Origin of the sequence: Micromonospora yangpuensis (assembly GCF_900091615.1) — a bacterium.
GTDB lineage: Bacteria > Actinomycetota > Actinomycetes > Mycobacteriales > Micromonosporaceae > Micromonospora > Micromonospora yangpuensis.
The window spans coordinates 4,306,350-4,324,498 of the sequence record NZ_FMIA01000002.1; the positions used below are offsets into that span (position 1 = coordinate 4,306,350).

General features: G+C 71.3%; 13 protein-coding genes and 1 pseudogene. 2 read left to right on the forward strand and 12 right to left on the reverse strand.

Translation table 11 applies throughout. From position 1 onward, the window contains the following. Position 1 precedes the first annotated feature (1 nt). The 5 genes from GA0070617_RS19420 to GA0070617_RS32435 form a co-directional block, all read right to left on the reverse strand. Entirely contained in the window at positions 2 to 889 is an 888-nt protein-coding gene (locus tag GA0070617_RS19420) for an ABC transporter permease (protein ID WP_229688194.1), read from the reverse strand. Between the two features lie 115 nt (positions 890 to 1,004). Then, complete coding sequence (locus GA0070617_RS19425; protein WP_091440350.1) at positions 1,005 to 1,958, reverse strand: ABC transporter permease; 954 nt, start codon at positions 1,956 to 1,958, stop codon at positions 1,005 to 1,007. Positions 1,959 to 1,991: 33 nt separating this feature from the next. Next, positions 1,992 to 3,623 carry an ABC transporter substrate-binding protein gene (locus GA0070617_RS19430; protein WP_091440353.1) on the reverse strand — a complete coding sequence of 544 codons (1,632 nt, stop codon included), beginning with the start codon at positions 3,621 to 3,623 and terminating at the stop codon, positions 1,992 to 1,994. 2 nt (positions 3,624 to 3,625) lie between these two features. Beyond that, positions 3,626 to 4,828, reverse strand: coding sequence for a dipeptidase (locus tag GA0070617_RS19435; RefSeq protein WP_091446681.1), 1,203 nt, complete (start codon positions 4,826 to 4,828; stop codon positions 3,626 to 3,628). Between the two features lie 160 nt (positions 4,829 to 4,988). Further along, positions 4,989 to 7,049, reverse strand: a complete 2,061-nt coding sequence (locus tag GA0070617_RS32435; protein WP_229688195.1) for a PucR family transcriptional regulator ligand-binding domain-containing protein — start codon at positions 7,047 to 7,049, stop codon at positions 4,989 to 4,991. A gap of 183 nt (positions 7,050 to 7,232) precedes the next feature. Between GA0070617_RS32435 and GA0070617_RS19450 the strand changes: the two genes are divergently transcribed. Next, complete coding sequence (locus tag GA0070617_RS19450; protein WP_229688236.1) at positions 7,233 to 8,126, forward strand: M23 family metallopeptidase; 894 nt, start codon at positions 7,233 to 7,235, stop codon at positions 8,124 to 8,126. A gap of 177 nt (positions 8,127 to 8,303) precedes the next feature. On the opposite strand, the gene GA0070617_RS19455 is transcribed toward GA0070617_RS19450, so the two are convergent. Further along, positions 8,304 to 9,113 (reverse strand): TrmH family RNA methyltransferase, encoded by an 810-nt coding sequence (locus GA0070617_RS19455; protein WP_091440358.1) that lies wholly within the window; start codon positions 9,111 to 9,113, stop codon positions 8,304 to 8,306. 191 nt (positions 9,114 to 9,304) lie between these two features. Here GA0070617_RS19455 and GA0070617_RS19460 point away from each other — a divergent pair, with 191 nt between their 5' ends. Continuing rightward, positions 9,305 to 11,176, forward strand: coding sequence for a thiamine pyrophosphate-requiring protein (locus tag GA0070617_RS19460; protein ID WP_091440360.1), 1,872 nt, complete (start codon positions 9,305 to 9,307; stop codon positions 11,174 to 11,176). 45 nt (positions 11,177 to 11,221) lie between these two features. On the opposite strand, the gene GA0070617_RS19465 is transcribed toward GA0070617_RS19460, so the two are convergent. From GA0070617_RS19465 to GA0070617_RS19490, 6 genes and pseudogenes are all read right to left on the reverse strand, one after another. Further along, a complete protein-coding gene (locus GA0070617_RS19465) occupies positions 11,222 to 11,929 on the reverse strand; it encodes a hypothetical protein (RefSeq protein ID WP_091440363.1) in 708 nt (235 codons plus the stop codon). A gap of 226 nt (positions 11,930 to 12,155) precedes the next feature. After that, positions 12,156 to 13,070, reverse strand: a complete 915-nt coding sequence (locus GA0070617_RS19470; RefSeq protein WP_091440366.1) for a hypothetical protein — start codon at positions 13,068 to 13,070, stop codon at positions 12,156 to 12,158. A gap of 78 nt (positions 13,071 to 13,148) precedes the next feature. Next, on the reverse strand, positions 13,149 to 15,350 hold the full coding sequence (locus GA0070617_RS19475; RefSeq protein ID WP_091440369.1) for a transglycosylase domain-containing protein: 2,202 nt from the start codon (positions 15,348 to 15,350) through the stop codon (positions 13,149 to 13,151). A gap of 110 nt (positions 15,351 to 15,460) precedes the next feature. Beyond that, positions 15,461 to 16,234, reverse strand: a complete 774-nt coding sequence (locus tag GA0070617_RS19480; RefSeq protein ID WP_091440371.1) for a hypothetical protein — start codon at positions 16,232 to 16,234, stop codon at positions 15,461 to 15,463. Between the two features lie 172 nt (positions 16,235 to 16,406). Further along, a complete protein-coding gene (locus tag GA0070617_RS19485; protein ID WP_091440374.1) occupies positions 16,407 to 17,516 on the reverse strand; it encodes an SPFH domain-containing protein in 1,110 nt (369 codons plus the stop codon). Between the two features lie 78 nt (positions 17,517 to 17,594). Beyond that, positions 17,595 to 18,056: pseudogene (locus GA0070617_RS19490) on the reverse strand (NfeD family protein); the annotation flags it as partial. Positions 18,057 to 18,149 lie beyond the last annotated feature (93 nt).

Consider the following 18,149-nt stretch of genomic DNA (forward strand, 5'->3'; position numbering starts at 1 on the left):
GTCAGCCTCCGTTGCGTCGGGGGTCACGGGTGTCGTTGAAGCGCATGCCGGCCACCGTGGCGGAGAGCACCAGGAACAGGATCGCCAGCGACGGGAAGAGCGTCTGCCACCAGGCGATGGCGACCACGCCGCTGCGCTGGGCGTTGAGCAGGATCCGCCCCCAGGACCAGGCGTCCGGGTCGCCGAGGCCGAGGAAGCTCAGCCCGGCCTCGGAGATCACCGCCCGGGAGGCGGTCAGCAGCACGCTGACCACCATCAGCGGGATCACCGCCGGCAGGATCTCCCGGGTCACGATCCGCCAGCCGCTGGCCCCGAGCACCCGGGCCCCGTCGATGTAGGGCATCGCGGTCACCACCAGGCCCTGCGACCTGATCAGCCGGGCCACCTCGGGCCAGGCGAAGACCCCGATGATGATCGTCAGGGTCACCACGCTCGGGCTCACCACCGCCGCCAGCATGATCATCAGCGGCAGGGTGGGCAGCGCCAGCATCACGTCGGTGACCACCGTGCCCACCGCGTCGACCCCCCGCACGTACGCCGAGGCCAGCCCGATCGCGGTACCGAGCAGCAGGGCGATCAGCGAGGCGGCCACCCCGATCACCAGACTGGTCCGGGTGCCCCAGACCACCTGGGCGAAGATGTCCTGCCCGAGGTCGTCGGTGCCGAACCAGTGCCCGCCCGAGGGCGGTTGCAACACCTCGGCGCTGGTCCCGCTGGGCTCGTCGGCGATCAGCGGCGCGAAGACGGCCAGTAGCACCATCACCGCCAGCACCAGCATCGACAGCAGCGCCGACGGCTGGCGCAGCCAGTTCCGCCAGGCCGCCCGGGTGGCCCCGACCTGGGGCTCGGTGGGCGGCACCGTCTGCTCGGTCAGCACCGGAGCGCTCACCGGACTCTCCTTCCGTCGACGACGGCCGTCAGGGCTGGACGGCCGGGGCCCGGTGCGCCGGCCGGCCGGTGCCGGGCCGGGTCCGGCCGCCGGGCCCCGGCCGGGAATCGGGGGATCACAACCGGATCCGGGGGTTGAGTACGGCGTAGAGCAGGTCGGTCAGGGTGTTGGCGACCACCACGGTGACCGCGAGCATGATGAACGCGCCCTGCAGCACCGGATAGTCGCGCTGACCGACCGCCTCGAAGATCAGCCGCCCGACACCGGGGTAGGCGAAGACCGTCTCGGTGAGCACCGCGCCGCCGACCAGGGTGCCCAGTTGCAGGCCCATCAGGGTCAGCGCGGGCAGGATCGCGTTGCGCAGCCCGTGTTTCCACACCCGACGCCGGGTGGAGAGCCCCCGGGCGCGGGCGGCCCGGATGTAGTCCTCGCCGAGGACCTCGATCATGTTGGTCCGCAGGGTCAACGCGTACGGACCGAGCTGCACCAGCACCAGCGAGGCCACCGGCAGCACCAGGTGGTGCGCCAGGCTCAGGTAGGCGCCCAGGCCCCGGGTGTCGGGGTCGATCGCCCCGCCGATCGGGAACCAGCCCGCCTGCGCGCCGAGGTAGACCAGCAGCAGCATCGCCACGCTCGGCACGAACAGGGCGTGCCCGCCGATCCCGGCGGCCTGCAGGATCTTGTCCGGCCAGCGGCCCCGGTGCACCGCCGCGTACACCCCGATCGGGATGCCCACGGCGATGGTCACCAGGAACGCCGTACCGGCCAGCAGCAGGGTCCACGGCAGCCGTTCGACCAGGATGTCGGTGACCGGTTGGATCTGCCGGAACGAGATGCCGAAGTTGCCCTGGGTCAACTCCCGCAGGTACGACACGTACTGCTCCCACAGTGGCCGGTCCAGGCCGTAGGTGCGCAGCAGCGCCTCCTGCATCTCGGGGGTCATGTCCCCCTCGACCATCAGGGTCGTGGGGTCCCCGGGCAGCAGCCGGAGCAGGAAGAACGTCGCGGTGATCGCGATCCAGACGGTCAGGACGGCCTTGACCGCCCGGCTGAGCACGAAGCGTGCCACGGGAACCCCCTCCCTTCTCTACGGTGGGTCGGCTCAGCCGACCGGCTTGACCTGGGCCAGCGAGTACGCGGTGACCATGCCGAGCAGGTCCGACGGCGACGCGACGAAGCCGGTGAACTTGCTGGCGTTGTAGGCGAACTGGAAGTTCTCCACGTACAGCGGGGTCAGGTACGCCTGCTCGTGGACCACCTTGTCGATGTTCTTGATCTTCTCGGCGAAGGCCGCCTGGTCGGTGGTGGCCGCCGCGTCGTTGATCAGCCGATCCATCTCGTCGGACTTGAGCAGGTTGTAGTTGATGCCACCCGGGTTGCTGGACAGGTAGGTGCTGCGCAGCTGGTCCATCGGGTTGTCGAAGACCCCCCACTGGGAGGCGTCGATGTCGTACTCACCGCTCTTGGTGCGGGCCAGGAAGGTGTTGCGCTCGACGCACTCGTTCTCCAGCTTGATGCCGGCCTTGGCGGCGCTCTCCCGGAACAGCTGCACCACCCGGGTGATGTTGGCGTTGGACTGGTCGCAGGCCACCCCGAAGGAGAGCGCGTCGAAGAACCCGTCGCCGTTGCCGTCGGTGTAGCCGGCCGCGCTGAGCTTGGCCTTCGCGCCCTCCGGGTCGAACGGGTACGGCTGCAGCTCGGTGTTGTCGTAGTCGCCGAAGATCGGCGAGATCGGGCCGGCCATCTGCTGGGCGTCGCCCTGCAGCACCGAGTCGATGATGGCCTTGGTGTCCACCGACATCGACAGCGCCTGCCGGACCTCCTGCTTGGCCAACTCCTTGTTGGTCATGTTGTAGGTCAGGTGGGCGAAGCCCAGCGCGCCGACCTTCTCCAGCTTGATCTTGTCGTCGTTCTCGAAGGTCTTCGCCGCCGACGCCGGCACCGGGTTGCCCATCAGGTCGATGTCACCGTTGCGCAGGGCCAGCATCATCGTGTTGACGTCCGGGTAGACCCGGTACTCGACCTGGCTGATCGCGGGCTTGCCGCCGGGGGCCAGCGGGTAGTTGTCGTTGCGCTTCATCACGTACCGCTGGCCCTTGGTGGAGCTGTCCAGCACGAACGGTCCGGCGCCGACCCAGTCCGAGTCGTTGGCGAACTTCGACAGGTCACCGGCGTTCTCGAAGACGTGCTTCGGGACGATGGACATCCAGAAGCCGACACCCTCGGCGAACGGCGCGTACGGCTGGGAGAGCTTGAACTTCACCGTGGTGGCGTCCGGGGCCTCGATCGACTCGACCCAGGTCAGCTTGGCGGCCACGTTGCCGAGCTTGTATTCCATGATCTTCTCGGCGCTGAACTTGACGTCCTCGGCGGTCACCGGCTTGCCGTCGGTCCACTGGAAGTCGTCCCGCAGGTTGAACACGGCGGTCTTGCCGTCGTCCTCGTACCCGTAGTCCTTGGCCAGCTCCGGTGCCTTCTGCGCGTTCTCGTCGATGCGCAGCAGGTGCGGGTACATCGCGTTGAGGATCCAGGAGTCGGTCTTGCTCAGCGACTGCAGCGGGTTGAAGTTGGACACGTCGGTGGTGGTGCCGATGCGCAGCACCGTGTCACCGCCCGAGGTGTTCCCACCGGAGTCGTTGCCCTCGTTGAGACCGCAGCCGGACAGCGCCAGCGCGGCGGCCGCGCCGACCGCGACGGCGACCCGCCAACGGCCGGGCCGACGGATGTTGGACATGGTCACCAGACCTCCCGAAGTACGCGAATGATGTTGCCGCCGATGACCTTGGCGATCTCGTCATCGGAGTAGTCGTGCGCTACCAGCCAGCCGACGATGTTGCTGAAGCACTCCGCCGGGTTCTCCATGCCGGAGACGTACGGCACCCGGGGGTGGTCCACCGCGCCGTGGGCCTGCCCGATCGCCAGGTGCTGGGTGAAGCTGTCGTGCAGTCCGACGTGGTCACCGAAGTTGGTGTCCGGGCCGAACGCGACGTGGTCGATGCCGACCAGGTCGACGCAGTAGGTGAAGTGGTCCATCACCGACTCGATCGAGTGGTGCGGGTGCTCGGCCGACAGGGTGGTGTGCGGAGCGGCCTCGATGCCGATCACCCCTCCCCGCTCGGCACAGGCCCGGATCGTCTCGTCGGACTTCATCCGGGGGGTGTTCCAGACGCTGCGGGCCCCGGCGTGGGTGATGAAGACCGGTACCCGGGACGCCTCGATCACGTCCAGGGACGTCTGGTCCCCGGAGTGCGAGACGTCGATGGCGATGCCCAGCTTGTTCATCCGGGTCACCGCCCGGCGGCCGAAGTGGGTGAGCCCACCGTCGGTGACCTCGGAGAGCCCGGAGCCGAGCATGTTGGCCTGGCTGTAGGCGATGCCCATCTGCCGGACGCCGAAGCCGTACAGGATGTCGATCCGGTCCAGCTCGTTCTCGATCATCGTGGCCGCCTCCAGCCCGGCCACCAGGGCGAGCTGGCCGTTGCGCTTGGCGGTGAAGATCTCCTCCAGGGTGGTGGCCACCACCACGTAGTCCTGCTTGGCCACGTCGGCGAAGCGCAGGCCGATGTCGTAGATGACGTCGTCCCACTTCCAGGCGTGCTCGCTGGTGACGCAGCCGGTGCCGTTCATGAAGTTGTCGAAGACCGCGGTCATCCCCGAGCGGGCCAGGCCCTCGAAGCCGAAGGAGTTGCGGCCGGTGCGGTTGTAGTCACGCAGCTGGGTGACGTCGGCCGGCAGGATCTTCGGGTGCTCGTGCAGCGAGATCGCGAACTGCTCGGTGAGCAGCCGGCTGACCCGCTGCCGCTGCGCCTCGGTCAGACCCAGGTCGTGCGCCGGCACCCGGCCCAGCTGCGGGGCCAGGTCGAAGACCTTGTAGTCGACCCGCGGCTCCAGGTAGTCGAACGACCGGTATCCGTCGTATCGGGGGGCTACGTCCTGCACCAACCAGCTCACCTCGGTCCACTCGGAGGCATGAGGATGGAGGTCTGACCTCCTGCCTTCGAGGGGCACGCTATGCGAACGTGAAACCTCTTGGGAAGATCCCGTTATCCGACCGTTACCTCGCCGGGCGAAATTAATCCGCCAGCAACAAACGCCCTGCTCAGCTGCGGCGGACCGCGTCCAACGCGAGCAGCGCCACGTGCAACGACAGGCACACCTGGACCGAGTCGAGGTCCACGTCGAGAATGCGGCTGATCCGGGCCAGCCGCTCGTAGAACGCCGGCCGGGACAGATGCGCCGCGGCGGCCGCCGCCGACTTGTTGCGGCCCTGCTCCAGGTACGCCCGCAGGGTGTCCACCAACTGGTCCCGGGGGTGCCGGGCGTCATGGGCCAGCAGCGCGGCGAGTTCCCGCTCGACGAAGGTCTGCACCCGGGGTTCCTCCCGCAGCAGGTGCAGCAGCCCGGCCAGCCCGATGTGCGGCAACCGGAAGATCGGCAGGTCCCGGCGGTCCCGGCGGGCGGCGTCGGCGACCTGCCGGGCCTCCACCAGCGAGTGCCGCGCCTGCCGCAGACTCGCCACCCCCGCCCCGACGGCCACGATCAGGGCGGCGGAACCGGCCGGCACCGCCACCCGGTCGGCCCTGGGAGCCGCCGGACCAGGCCGCTCGGGGCCGGGAGCCGGCGGGCCCGACCGCTCGGGACCGGGAGCCGCCGGACCAGGCCGCTCGGGACCGGGAGCCGGCGGGGCCGACCGCTCCGACCCCGCAGCCAGCGGGGCACGTTGGCGGGGCAGCGGACCGGCCGGGGGCGGCGGCGCGGGGTCGGGTCGGAGGCGGCGCAGCGCGGCAGCGAACGCGGTGAGCGCCCGCTCCTCGGCCGCCGGGTCGGGCAGCGCCAGCAGCACCCCGACCGCCTGCTCGTCCACCGCGCTGTACAGCCCGACCAGCCTGGTCTCGCGCAACGCCTGCCCGACCGCCTCGGCCAGATCCCGTAACCGGGCCGCCCCGGCATCCGGCCGGGGCCCACCGGTGACGTCAGTGCCGGGCCCGCCCACGACGCCGACGCCGACCGGCCCACCCACGACGCCGGTGCCGCCCGGCCCGCCCACGGCGCCGGTGCCCGGCCAACCGCCGACGCCCGGCCAGCCGATCGCGCCGGCCTCCCGGGGGGCGACACCGTTGCCGGCCCAGGACGCGGCGTCGCCGGTGCCCGCCGGTCCGTCGCCCCGGGGACGGACCACCACGCCCACCAGGTGCCGACGCTCCAGCACCACACCGAGCGCCCGGGCGCGCAGCGCCACCTCGTCCACCGGCAGGGAGTGCTCCAGCAACGCGGTGAGCAGCGTACGGTGGATCTGTCGTTCCAGGCCCTCGGCGTCCCGCTGGATCAGCCGGCCCAACGCCAGGGTGGAGGCGGCCCGCTCGACCAGGATGGTCAACCGGTTCGGCGGCAGCTGGTCGACTCGGCCACCCGCACCACCGGCGGCGATGGTGGTGCCCGCGGCCGGCCAGCGCAGCAGCAGCCGACCCCAGTCCTGCCCCCGAGCGCCGACAATGGTCACCAACCAGCCGTTGTCCGGGTCGTACGCCGTCCGCCCGGCCGGCCGGATCCGCCGCGAGTGCTGCTCCCAACCGGCCAGCAACGGCTCCGCGTCCTCCCCCGCCGGGTCGTACCCGAGCACCTGGCGGGAAAGGTTCTCCAGCACCACCGGGCAGCCGGAGAGCTCGGCGGCCTGCCGGAGCACCTCCCCCGGCCCGGCCCCCTCCACACTCAGCTCGGTGAACCGCTGGTGGATCTCCTCGGTGGCCCGCAGCTCGGTGAGCTGGGCGTCCACGATCAGCGCGTGCACCGCCTCGGTGATCCGCACGAACGGCGTGGCCCGGCGCAACTCGACCAGGGGCAGCCCACGCCGCTGCGCCGCCGCCACCATCGCCCGCGGCGTCCCCTCGACGTACCGCCGGCCGAGCTCCACCACGAGACCGGAGACACCGACGTCGACCAGCGCGTCGACGAAGGCGCGCAGGCCGGCGTCGGCACCGGGCAGCCCGATGCCGGTGGTCAGCACCAGTTCGCCACCGCCGAGCTCGGGGGCGATGTCCGGTACCTCGGTCACGTGCACCCACCGCACCGGGCGGTCCAGCCCGGCCTCCCCGGCGACCAGCCGAGGGGCACCGTGCCGCACCGACGACAGCGCGAGCACCTCACGGACGGTAGGAAACACGGGCGACACGCTACCCTCCGTGATCTGACGTCGGATACCCCCGGCGCTCGCCGTACGCCGCGAGCCCTTGAACACACACTCATGTACGCCGCGAGCTGTAAACCCCGCGCCCGCATACGCCGCGGGCCGGCACCCGGCTCGCCCTGGTTGCCCCGTCTTCGTAGATTGGTCCCCGTGTCCACGATGATCGAGTCACTGCAACGCGCCGCCCGTCGCCTGCTCGTCGGCGGGCTGGGGCTGGCCGTAGTGGCGATGGTGATCATCTGGAGCTGGCCGGGTGCGGGAACGGTCTTCGAGATCGCCCTGTTCACCGGCACCGGCGTCGGGCTGCTCGGTGCCGCCGGGATCTTCCTGCCCGTCGGCGACTCGACCGCATCGGTACGGGACGTCCATCCCCCGGTCGCCGGTCGGTGGCTGGCCCTGAACAGCCCGGCCAGCCGGGTACCCAGCCACGGCACCCGCAGCTACGGCCAGGCGTACGCGATCGACCTGATCCACGACCCCCTACCCGGCGCACCCTCCACCCGGCCGGTGCCGGGTGAGGGGCCGGGGATGCGGCCGGCCAGCGACTATCCCGGCTTCGGCCAGCCGGTGCTGGCCATGGTGACCGGCACCGTCGTGCGGGTCACCGACGGTGCTCGCGACCACCGCAGCCGTACCCGGGTCTGGTCGTTGCTCTACCTGTACGTCGAGGGTGCGCTGCGCGACATCGCCGGCACCCGTCAGGTGCTCGGCAACCACATCGTCGTCGACGCCGGGGACGGCTGCTTCGCCCTCGTCGCCCACCTGGCCCGGGGCTCCGCGCTGGTGCGCGTCGGCGACCGCGTCGAGGCCGGGCAGCCGGTCGGGCGGTGCGGCAACTCCGGCAACAGCAGCGAACCCCACGTACACGCCCAACTGATGGACCGCGCTGAGGCGACGAGCGCCCGAGGCCTGCCGCTGCGGTTCACCGGCATCCGCATCGACCACACCCTGCCCACCGACGACACCCCACCGACCGGCAACGCCCCGCTGACCGATGACGCCCCGCTGACCGACGGGCTTCCCGCGACCGGCCAGCACCTCACCACCAGTTGAGGCCCCGCCACCTCGCTCGCTTGCGCCACTCGGCACCCGCCACTCGGCCACCCGCCACGAGCCACTCGCTCCTCGGCACCCGCCACCCGCCGCCTGCCACTCGTCGCGCGCCACGAGCCCGCCGGTGGGTGAGAGGGGTGCCCCGCTATACCGAAAGCGTTAAGAAGGGGCCCTTCCTTACAGGGGGTCGGCGCGGGTTAGCTCCCAGCAGGCGACCGCCGTCGCGGCGGCCACGTTGAGCGAGTCGACGCCGCGGCGCATCGGGATCACCGTCCGGACGTCACTGGCGGCCATCGCCGCCCCGGTCAGTCCGGCCCCCTCCGCCCCGAACAGCAGCGCCGTCCGCTCCCGCTGGTCGGCGGTGAGCCGCTGGATCGGCACCGCGTCGTCGGCCGGGGTCATCGCCAGCACGGTGAAGCCGGCCGCGCGTACCTCGGCCAGCGCCTCCGGCCAGGGCGCCAACCGGGCGTACGGCACCGCGAAGACCTCCCCCATGCTGACCCGTACGCTGCGCCGGTACAGCGGATCGGCGCAGGACGGGGAGAGCAGTACCGCGTCCACGCCCAGCGCCGCCACCGCCCGGAAGATCGCGCCGAGGTTGGTGTGGTTGTTCACGTCTTCGAGGATCACCACCCGGCGGGCGTCGGTGAGCACCTGCGCGACGTCCGGCAGCGGCCGGCGGTGGAACGAGGCCAGCACCCCCCGGTGTACGTGGAAGCCGGTCGCCTGCTGCAGCACGTCCGGGGTGGCCGCGTAGACCGGCGCGTCCCCGGTGTCGAGGTCGGCGAGCTGGTCGGCCCGTTTGGCGTCGACCAGGAACGACCGGGGCGGGTAGCCGGCCCGCAGCGCCCGCCGCAGCACCAGCTCCCCCTCGGCGATGAACAACCCGTGCGGCGGTTCCCACCGGGTACGCAGCTCGACGTCGGTCAGGGCGCGGTAGTCGGCGATCCGGTCGTCGTCGGGGTCGGTGATCTCGTGGACGGGCACGGCGACGATTCTGCCGGACCCGGCTGCCCTGTCCACGGGGCGGTGGCGGTCGGGGCGGCGATGCGACCGGGGTGGCGATGCGACCGGGGGCGGCCGATGTGCCCGGCGGGTCAGGGGCCGGAATCGGGGTTTCTCCGGCCGTGGGCGGGGAAGGTGCCGGCGACAGGCAGCCGAGGCGGAGGGCGGACACCGTGGGCGCAGCGGACGACGGCGCGGCCGGTGCCGGCCAACCATCCGACGGCGCGGCCGGTGCCGGCCGGCTACCCGACGGTGCGACGGTCGCCGACCACATCGTGGCCCGGCTGGCGCAGTGGGGCGTGCACCGGTACTTCGGCTATCCCGGGGACGGCATCAACGGCATGACCTCGGCGTTGCAGCGGGCCGGCGACCGGGTGGAGTTCGTCCAGGTACGCCACGAGGAGACCGCCGGCTTCGCCGCCAGCGCCCACGTCAAGTACGGCGGCGGCCCGCTCGGCTGCGCCCTGGCCACCAGCGGACCGGGCGCGATCCACCTGCTCAACGGCCTGTACGACGCCAAACTCGACCACCAGCCGGTGGTGGCGTTGGTCGGCAACACCGCGTTGACCGCCGAGGGCGGCGGCTACTACCAGGAGGTCGACCTGCTCGCCCTCTACAAGGACGTGGCCGCGGACTTCCTGGCCCAGCTCGACCACCCCTCACAGGTACGGCACCTGGTGGACCGGGCCTGCCGCACGGCGCTGGCCCGGCGTACCGTGACCGCCCTGGTGCTGCCGTTGGACGTGCAGGACGAACCGGCGGTGCCGGACCCGCCGCACGCGCACGGCTACTACCACACCAGCGCCGTGCCGAGCAGCGCCAGCACCGTGCCACCGGCGGCCGACCTGCGGCGGGCGGCCGAGGTGCTGCGCGGCGGCGAGAAGGTGGCGATGCTGGTCGGCCAGGGTGCCCTCGGCGCCGAGGAGGAGGTACGCGCGATCGCCGACCGGTTCGGCGCCGGGGTGGCCGTGGCGTTGCTCGGCTACGCCGCCGTCGACCACCGCGAGCCCTGGGTGACCGGCGCGATCGGGCTGCTCGGCACCCGCCCGAGCTGGCAGCTGATGAAGGAGTGCGACCGGCTGCTGATCGTCGGCAGCAACATGCCGTACTCGGAGTTCTATCCGCCGCAGGGGCAGGCCCGCGCGGTGCAGATCGACGTGGACGGCACCCGGATGGGGCTGCGCTACCCGACCGAGGTGAACCTGACCGGTGACGCCGGCCCGACGCTGCGGGCGCTCCTCGACCAGCTCGGCGACCAGCCGGGGCCGACCCGGTGGCGGGAGACCATCGCCCGCTCCACCTCGGCGTGGCGGGCCGCCCAGCGGGACCTGGCCGGGCAGGCCGCCGACCCGGTCAACCCGCAACTGCTCTTCAGCACCCTGAACGACGTACTGCCCGACGACGTGATGCTCGCGGTCGACTGCGGCACCGCCACCGCCTGGTACGCCCGGCACCTCCAGGTCCGCCCGCCGATGCTGGCCAGCCTGTCGGGGACCCTGCTGTCGATGGGCGGCGGGATGCCGTACGCGATCTCGGCGAAGTTCGCCCACCCGGACCGCCCGGTCGTCGCGCTGCTCGGCGACGGCGCGATGCAGATGAACGGGGTCAACGAGCTGATCACGGTGGCGAAGTACTGGCGTCGGTGGTCCGACCCCCGGTTCGTGGTGCTGGTGCTGAACAACCGCGACCTGGCCTTCGTCAGCTGGGAGCAGCGCTCCACCGAGGGCACCCCGAAGTACCCGGCCAGTCAGGACCTGCCCGACGTGGCGTACCACCGGTGGGCGGAGGTGCTGGGGCTGCACGGCGAACTCGTCGACTCCCCCGACCAGGTGGCCGGCCTGTGGCACCGGGTCCTCACCGCCGACCGCCCGGTCGTCATCAACGCCATGGTGGACCCCGCCGAACTGATGCTCCCCCCACACTTCACCCTCGACCAGGCCCGCAAGACCGCGTCGGCGGTGCTGCGCGGCGACGCCGACCGCGCCGGCATCATCCGCCGCGGCATCCCCGCCACCCTCACCACCTACCGCCCCCGCCGGACGTAAGGAAGGGCCCCCTGTTAACGCTTTCGGTATAGAAGGCTTCCCCTCTCACAGCCGCCCCTCCCGCACCGCCCCCGCAAGCTCCGGCGTTGGGGGCATCGGGCCGGTGGGGGTGGACGGCAGGTCCGGATCGGCAGGCCAGGTGGGGGCGGGCAGCGGCCGGTGTGGGGAGGTCGGCAGGGCCTGCCGTACCGCCGACCCGAGGTGGGCGAGGCAGTCCGTAGCAGCCGCCTCCAGGCTGGGCCACCAGGGCTGACGTAGGTCGACCTCGGCCGCAGGGCCGGTGACGTCGACGCGCCAGCGTACGCCGTGGAGTCGGGTCGGGTCGGCGGCGTCGTGCCGGTGGTCGCAGGCGACGACGGTGACGGCGAGGTCGAGCCCGACGGCGAGGCGGATCAGCTCCACCACCGGGGGTGCCGCCGGTGGCTGGGCCAGCACGAACAGCCGGGCACCGGGGGTGGAGCGGGCGGCCCGGGCCACGTACCGCTGGGCCGGCCCGTCGCCGAACGAACCACCACCCGAACCACCGAACGAACCACCGAACGAAGAACCACCCGAACCACCACCCGAAGCGTCGCCTGCGTCGGTGACCGTGCCGTCGAGCAGGTGCTGGTCGAGGGGGTATCCGCCAGGTTGGTCGAGGCGGGTCAGGTGCTCGGGGCGTACGCCGAGAAGGTCGGCGAGGCCGGCGACGCGGTAGTGCGGAGGGAGTTGGACGATCGGCGTACCGTCGGGGTTGCTGCCGACCTTCGACATCTACGGCCTCTGGTCGTTCTCGTGGCGTGACCCCGACCTGTGGCAGTCATGCGGTCCGGTACCCGCGTCGGCACCCGTCCCGAGCCTCACACAGCTGCCAGTTGTGACGCCTCCCTAGCACCAGGGGGACACCTCTGTCACAGATTTTCCACAGAATCCAGGATGTTGTCCCCACCCACCCGCCCGAGCTCACTACAACCAGGAATGTGCAGCCTGGATGCCGGCCTCAGGGGCCTCCCCGGCCCTGCGGTCGGCCGCCCGGGAACTGCGGGCCGAAAGCCCCCTGGCCGCCGTACGGCAGGGTCGCCGAAGCTGCCAAGCTCTGCGTCCCGCTCGGTCCCGGTGCCGTCCGGGCCAACTCACGCTCGTAGGCCTGGCTGAAGGCAGCGAATCTCACCTTGTTCATCCCGGAGGCAAGATACTTCTGCTGCTCCGGGTTCTCATAGAAAACCTGGAACTGCGCGTCACCCAGCGCAGCGGTACCGCCATGACGGATTCTTTTGCGCGCGCCACGAGAGGTATGTGGATGTTCTTGAATGTCTTTCCTGAGGACCTCAGCCGCTTTCCGGTCCTGGTAAACCCACGTCCGGCTGGGGAAGTAGGAGCCAGCAGACTTCTCGTTCAGCGCACGATACAACTCGGGGCATACTTCGATCACGCGGGCCGGGACGCCGTCCTTCGCCCACCTCAACACGCTCTCCCGAGCACCTTGCGGCACCGCGTGCGAGTTAAGAATCGATCGGGCATCGGTAATCTGTGCGGCCACAAACTTGATCTCATCGTCTCTGAGCAATTTCAGGATCTCAAGAAACGGACCCCGGTCAACCCATCCCTTTTCATCGAGCGCGGCGACGAAGGCTGGATCGTCGACGCCCCGTGCCAGTGACAACAGATCGCCGGTGGTCGAGCCGCCCGGATGTGTTCCGGATAAGCCCGGTCTGAGCTGCGCCGAGGTCGCGACGGAGAGGTCGCCGTAGCCGGCCGGGGTGGCGGGCCAACTGGGCCGCACATCCGGGAGAGCACTCCCAAACAACACCTCGCGCTGCTGCGGGGTCAACGCGGCCAGGCTCGCTTCGAGGTAGTCGTCGGGGAGTGGCACGTCCGACAGCGACAGATCGCCGGTGTTCCAGGAATTGCTCACGCCGTCCTCCGGGAGGGTTGATTGCGCCCTCTCTGACGATCGGCGGCCCGGTTCGGTTCACTCCGTCCCAGGATTCGGTCAGCCCCGACGGCCCTGGAGCCAGCGCAGGATGTCGGCGGGCTCGGGGCGCTGCGGTTCGACGGTGGGGGCCGGCGGCGGTGGCGGGGCCGGGCGGGTCGGGTTGCCGACCAGGTCCCGGCTCGGGGCGGTGAACTGCCGGACCTCCCGGCCGTCCACGGCGGTGGAGATGACCTCGGCGACACCGGTGATCACCCGGGCCTGCACGGCCGCGCCTACGTAGTCGCCCGGGTCGTCCGGGTTGGCGGCGATGCCGGCCACGGCGACCTGCGGGGTGAAGCCGACGAAGCTCTCCGTGGCGGCCTGCTCGGAGCTGCCGGTCTTGCCGGCGACCGGGCGGCCGTCGAGGATCCGGTTCACCGCGGTGGCCGTACCGCCGTTGCACTGGCCGAAGGCGGACTGCTGGCCGACCGGGCAGCGGGCCGCGTCGGTGGCGGCGCGGGCCACGTCGGCGTCGAGCACCCGCCGGCAGGACGGGTCGCCGACCGGCACCCGGGTGCCGTCGGGCGCGGTCACCGACTCCACCGGCGTGGGCGCGCAGTACGTCCCCTCGGCGGCCACGGTGGCGTACGCGTTGGCCAGGTCCAGCGGGGTGGTCGCGGCCACGCCGAGGGTGAAGGAGCCCCAGTCCGCGGCGTTGTTCTCGGCGAAGTTCGCGTCGGCGGCGGAGCGGAAGGTGATGCCGAGGCGCTGGGCCATCTCCACCACCTTGTCCTGGCCCACCTGCTCGGCCAGCCAGACGAAGTAGGTGTTGACCGAGCGGCCGAAGCCGTCCCACATCATCCGGTACCCGTCCATCCAGGACGGATTGGAGTTCGCCGGACACCAGCGGCCGTCGCAGACGGCGTCACCGGAGTCGGCCGGGTAGCGGGTCGGCAGCCGGCTGGGCGCGTCGAAGCCGGTGGACAGGGTACGGCCGTTCTCCAACGCGGCGAGCATGGTGAAGAGCTTGAACGTCGAGCCGGCCTGGTAGCCCTCGACCCCACCGCCCCCGGCGACGAGCTGGTTGACCGTGTTCGGGTGGTTGTCCTGCCCGTCGGGGTTGGCGGCGACGCTGTAGTGCCGGTTCACCGCCATGGCGAGCACCTTGCCGGTGCCCGGCTCGACCGCCGCGATCGGCAGCGCCCGCTTGTTGTCGTAGTCGTACACGTCGGTGGCCTGACGTTGCGCGGTGGCCTGGATCTCCGGGTCGAGGGTGGTGACGACCCGGTACCCGCCGCGGCGCAGGGCCTGCTCACGCTCCTCGACGGTGTCGCCGAAGGCCGGCTGGGTCAGCCACCAGCCGCGCAGGTAGTCGCAGAAGAAGCCGTACCCGGTGTCGCTGCCGTCGGGGGCGGCGGTGCAGCCGTTGGCCTGGGCGGTCGGCTTCAGCGTCAACTCCTCGGCCTTGGCCTGCTCGGCCTGGGCCGGGGTGAGGTCACCGGTGGCGACCATCGAGTCCAGCACGTAGGCGCGCCGGGTGAGCGCCGCCTCGGTGTCGCCGTCGATCGGGCTGTACTCGTCCGGGGACTGCACCAGACCGGCCAGCAACGCCGACTCGGCAAGCGTCAGCTCCGCCGGGGACTTGGCGAAGTAGCGCTGGCTGGCCGCCGCGATGCCGTACGCGCCGGAGCCGAAGTACGCGATGTTCAGGTACCCGTTCAGGATCTCGTCCTTGCCGAGGCGCTGCTCCAGCGCGGAGGCGTACCGGATCTCCTGGAGCTTGCGCCCGACGGTCTGGTCGGTGGCCGCCTGGCGCTCCTCGGCGGTGAGGTTGGGGTCGTTCTTGAGCACGTTGCGGACGTACTGCATGGTCAGCGTGGAGCCGCCCTGGGTGCCGCCGTCGGTGACGTTGGCGACCAGGGCGCGGGCCAGGCCGCGCAGGTCGACGCCGCCGTGGTCGTAGAAGCGCCGGTCCTCGGCCGCCACGATCGCCTGCCGCATCACCGGCGCGATCTCGGCAAGCGGCACGTCGCTGCGGTTGACGTCGTAGAACGTGGTGATCAGGGTCTCGCCGTCGTTGGCGTACAGGTACGAGCGCTGCGGCGTGGCCGGGGTGCGCAGCGAGTCGGGCAGGTCCGCGTACGCCCCGACCGCCGACTTGGCGGCGATCCCGAGCAGCAGGTTGCCCGGCAGCGCGGCGACGGCGACGACCAGGCCGACGAGCACACCGGTGAGCAGCACGGTGACCAGCCGCGACAGCGTGGTCCGGGATGACGGCATGTCAGCAAGCATCGCCGCGAAAGCCGCGATCCGACCACCCTCGGCGGGCACCTGTCGCCCACCTCACCCTCGGACCGGAGATTCGGGTCACATCCGGACAGGTTCTCCGCTCAACGGGTAGGTGGGCTGGTGGGCAGACTGGCCGCGGCGGCGTCGCGGGCGATGGCGGCCGGGACCAGCCGGCCGGAACGGTAGCCGATGCCGATCCCGGCGATCAGCACGAAGATCGCGCCGAAGGTCTGCAACGAGCCGATCAGCGCGCCACCGAGGCCGAGCAGTGGGGCGGCGATCATCAGCATCCCGCCGTCGCCGTAGCTGAAGGTGCCGGAGCGGGCCACCGCCCAGCCGGTGAGGAACCAGCCCACGCTGTAGCAGGTGGCGCCGACCAGGACCAGCGCCCGCGCGGTGGTGCCGAAGACCGGGGTCTGCTCGGCGAGCCCGGCGAACGGCAGCATGAGCACCGTGCCGGCGATGCTGACCAGCAGCCCGGCGGCGGCGGTGCGGCGGCTGCGGGTGGCGGCCAGCAGGCCGGTCAGCGCCAGCAGGGCGAGCAGTCCCAGCCAGATCGCGGCCACCCAGCCGACCAGGTACACCGCCCGGCCGTCGGCGGGGTACGGGTCGTTGCCCACCCCGCCGTCGCTGGCCATCGCCACGATGCCGTAGAGGACGGCGTACGCCGGCAGCAGCCAGACCGCCGCGCGGGCGAAGCGCCGCACCGACCAGGCCCAGGTGGCGTTGGTCGCCGGTCCGGCCGGCGTCGGGTCGACGAGGAAGGGCAACACCCCGAACCCCCCGCCGGTACGCCGGGTGCCCAGCGGCCCGGCGGGATCGTGCGCGCCGGGCACCGCGGCCGAGGAGCGCACCCTGTTCGCCGGATCCTTCATGCGTCACCTCGCTCCACCAGGAGCGGTACGCCGAAACGCATCCGGCGCCCCGGCTCCCGCTCACGACCCGTCCTCGGACCGATCGTGGCAGGCGCCGGAACGCCGCATGAGTGTTTCTCGCATTTCTCCCGGGGTCGGCCGGGACGTGCCCGACCCCGGTGTCACCCAGGAGTCAGCCCAGGGTGCGGTGTCTCGCGGGGTCGTCGACGAGGCTGTCCGGGGCGACCGGCTCCGGCGCGGGCAGCCCCTTCGGGGCGTTGTTGCCGGTGGCCTGCGCCTCGGCGACGCGTACCTCGTCGTGGATCTCCTGGGCCGCCGCGGCGGCGGCCTGGGCGGCCTCGGCGGCCTCCCGCTCGACCTCGCTCGCGGTCTGCGAGGCCTCCTGGGTCGGGACGTCGCCGACCATCTGGCTGAGCCCGCCCAGCGCGCCGCCCATGCCCTCCAGGGCCCGGGTCAGCTCGGTCGGGATGATCCACACCTTGTTGGCGGTGCCGTTGGCGATCTGCGGCAGGGCCTGGAGGTACTGGTAGGCAAGCACCTTCTGGCTCGGGTTGGCCTTGTGGATCGCGTCGAAGACGGTACGCACCGCCTTGGCCTGCCCCTCGGCCTGCAGGATGCGGGCCTGCCGGTCACCGTCGGCGCGCAGCACCGCGGCCTGCTTCTCACCCTCGGCGGAGAGGATCTGCGACTGCTTGTGCCCCTCGGCGTTCAGGATCGCCGCCCGGCGGTCCCGCTCGGCGCGCATCTGCTTCTCCATCGAGTCGCGGATGCTCGGCGGCGGCTCGATCGCCTTGATCTCGACCCGGGTCACCTTGATGCCCCAGCGGCCGGTGGTCTCGTCCAGCACCCCGGAGAGGTGCCGGTTGATCTCCTCGCGGCTGGTGAGCGCGCGCTCCAGGTCCAGCGAGCCGATCACGTTACGCAGCGTGGTGACGGTGAGCTGCTCGATCGCCTGGAGGAAGTTGGAGATCTCGTAGGTGGCCCGAACCGAGTCGACCACCTTGAAGTAGAGGACGGTGTCGATCGACACGACCAGGTTGTCGGAGGTGATCACCGGCTGCGGCGGGAAGCTGACCACCTGCTCGCGCATGTCGACCTTGGTCCGCACCGCGTCGACGAACGGGACCAGCACGTTGAGACCCGGGTTCAGGGTGCGCTTGTAGCGGCCCAGCCGCTCGACCACGTCCTGACGTTGCTGCGGCACGATCCGCACCGACTTGGCAAGGGTGATCACCCCGATCAGGGCGAAGGCGATCAGCAACATCGGCAGAATAAATTCCATCTATTCACCTTTCTTCTCAGGTAGCTCATCGGTCTTTCCAGGCAGCTCACCGGTCTTGTCACGTAACTCGCCGGTCTTGTCAGGCAGCTCACCGGGCGACAGGATGTCGTCCCGCCAGACCAGGGCGGTCGCGCCCCGGACCTGGATCACCTGCACCCGCTCACCGGGTGCGAAGACCTGGCTGGCGTCGTAGGAACGGGCGCTCCACAACTCGCCGTCAATTTTGATCATGCCGTGGTCGACGTCGACCTGCTCCAGTACCAGGGCGGGCGAGCCCTCGATGGCCTCGATGCCGAACGGCTGCTCGCCGCTCTCCCGCGCGGAGAGCCGGTGACGTTGGATCGTCGGACGGGCCAGCAGAGTGGTCAGCGCGGAGACCACCGCGAAGACCACCGCCTGCACCTCCACCGGGGCGCCGAGCGCCGCCGCTCCCGCGGCGGCGAACGCGCCGACCGCGAACATGATCAGGAACAGCGTCGCCGTGAAGATCTCGGCGACCGCCAGCACCACTCCCAGTACGATCCACAGCACGGCGTCCACCCCTCGATCGTGACACGTCCGCGCACCTGCTGCCGACTTCCATGATCATTTCGATGAATTTGTCATGATCAGCCTGTGCCGGTCCCGCCGGAA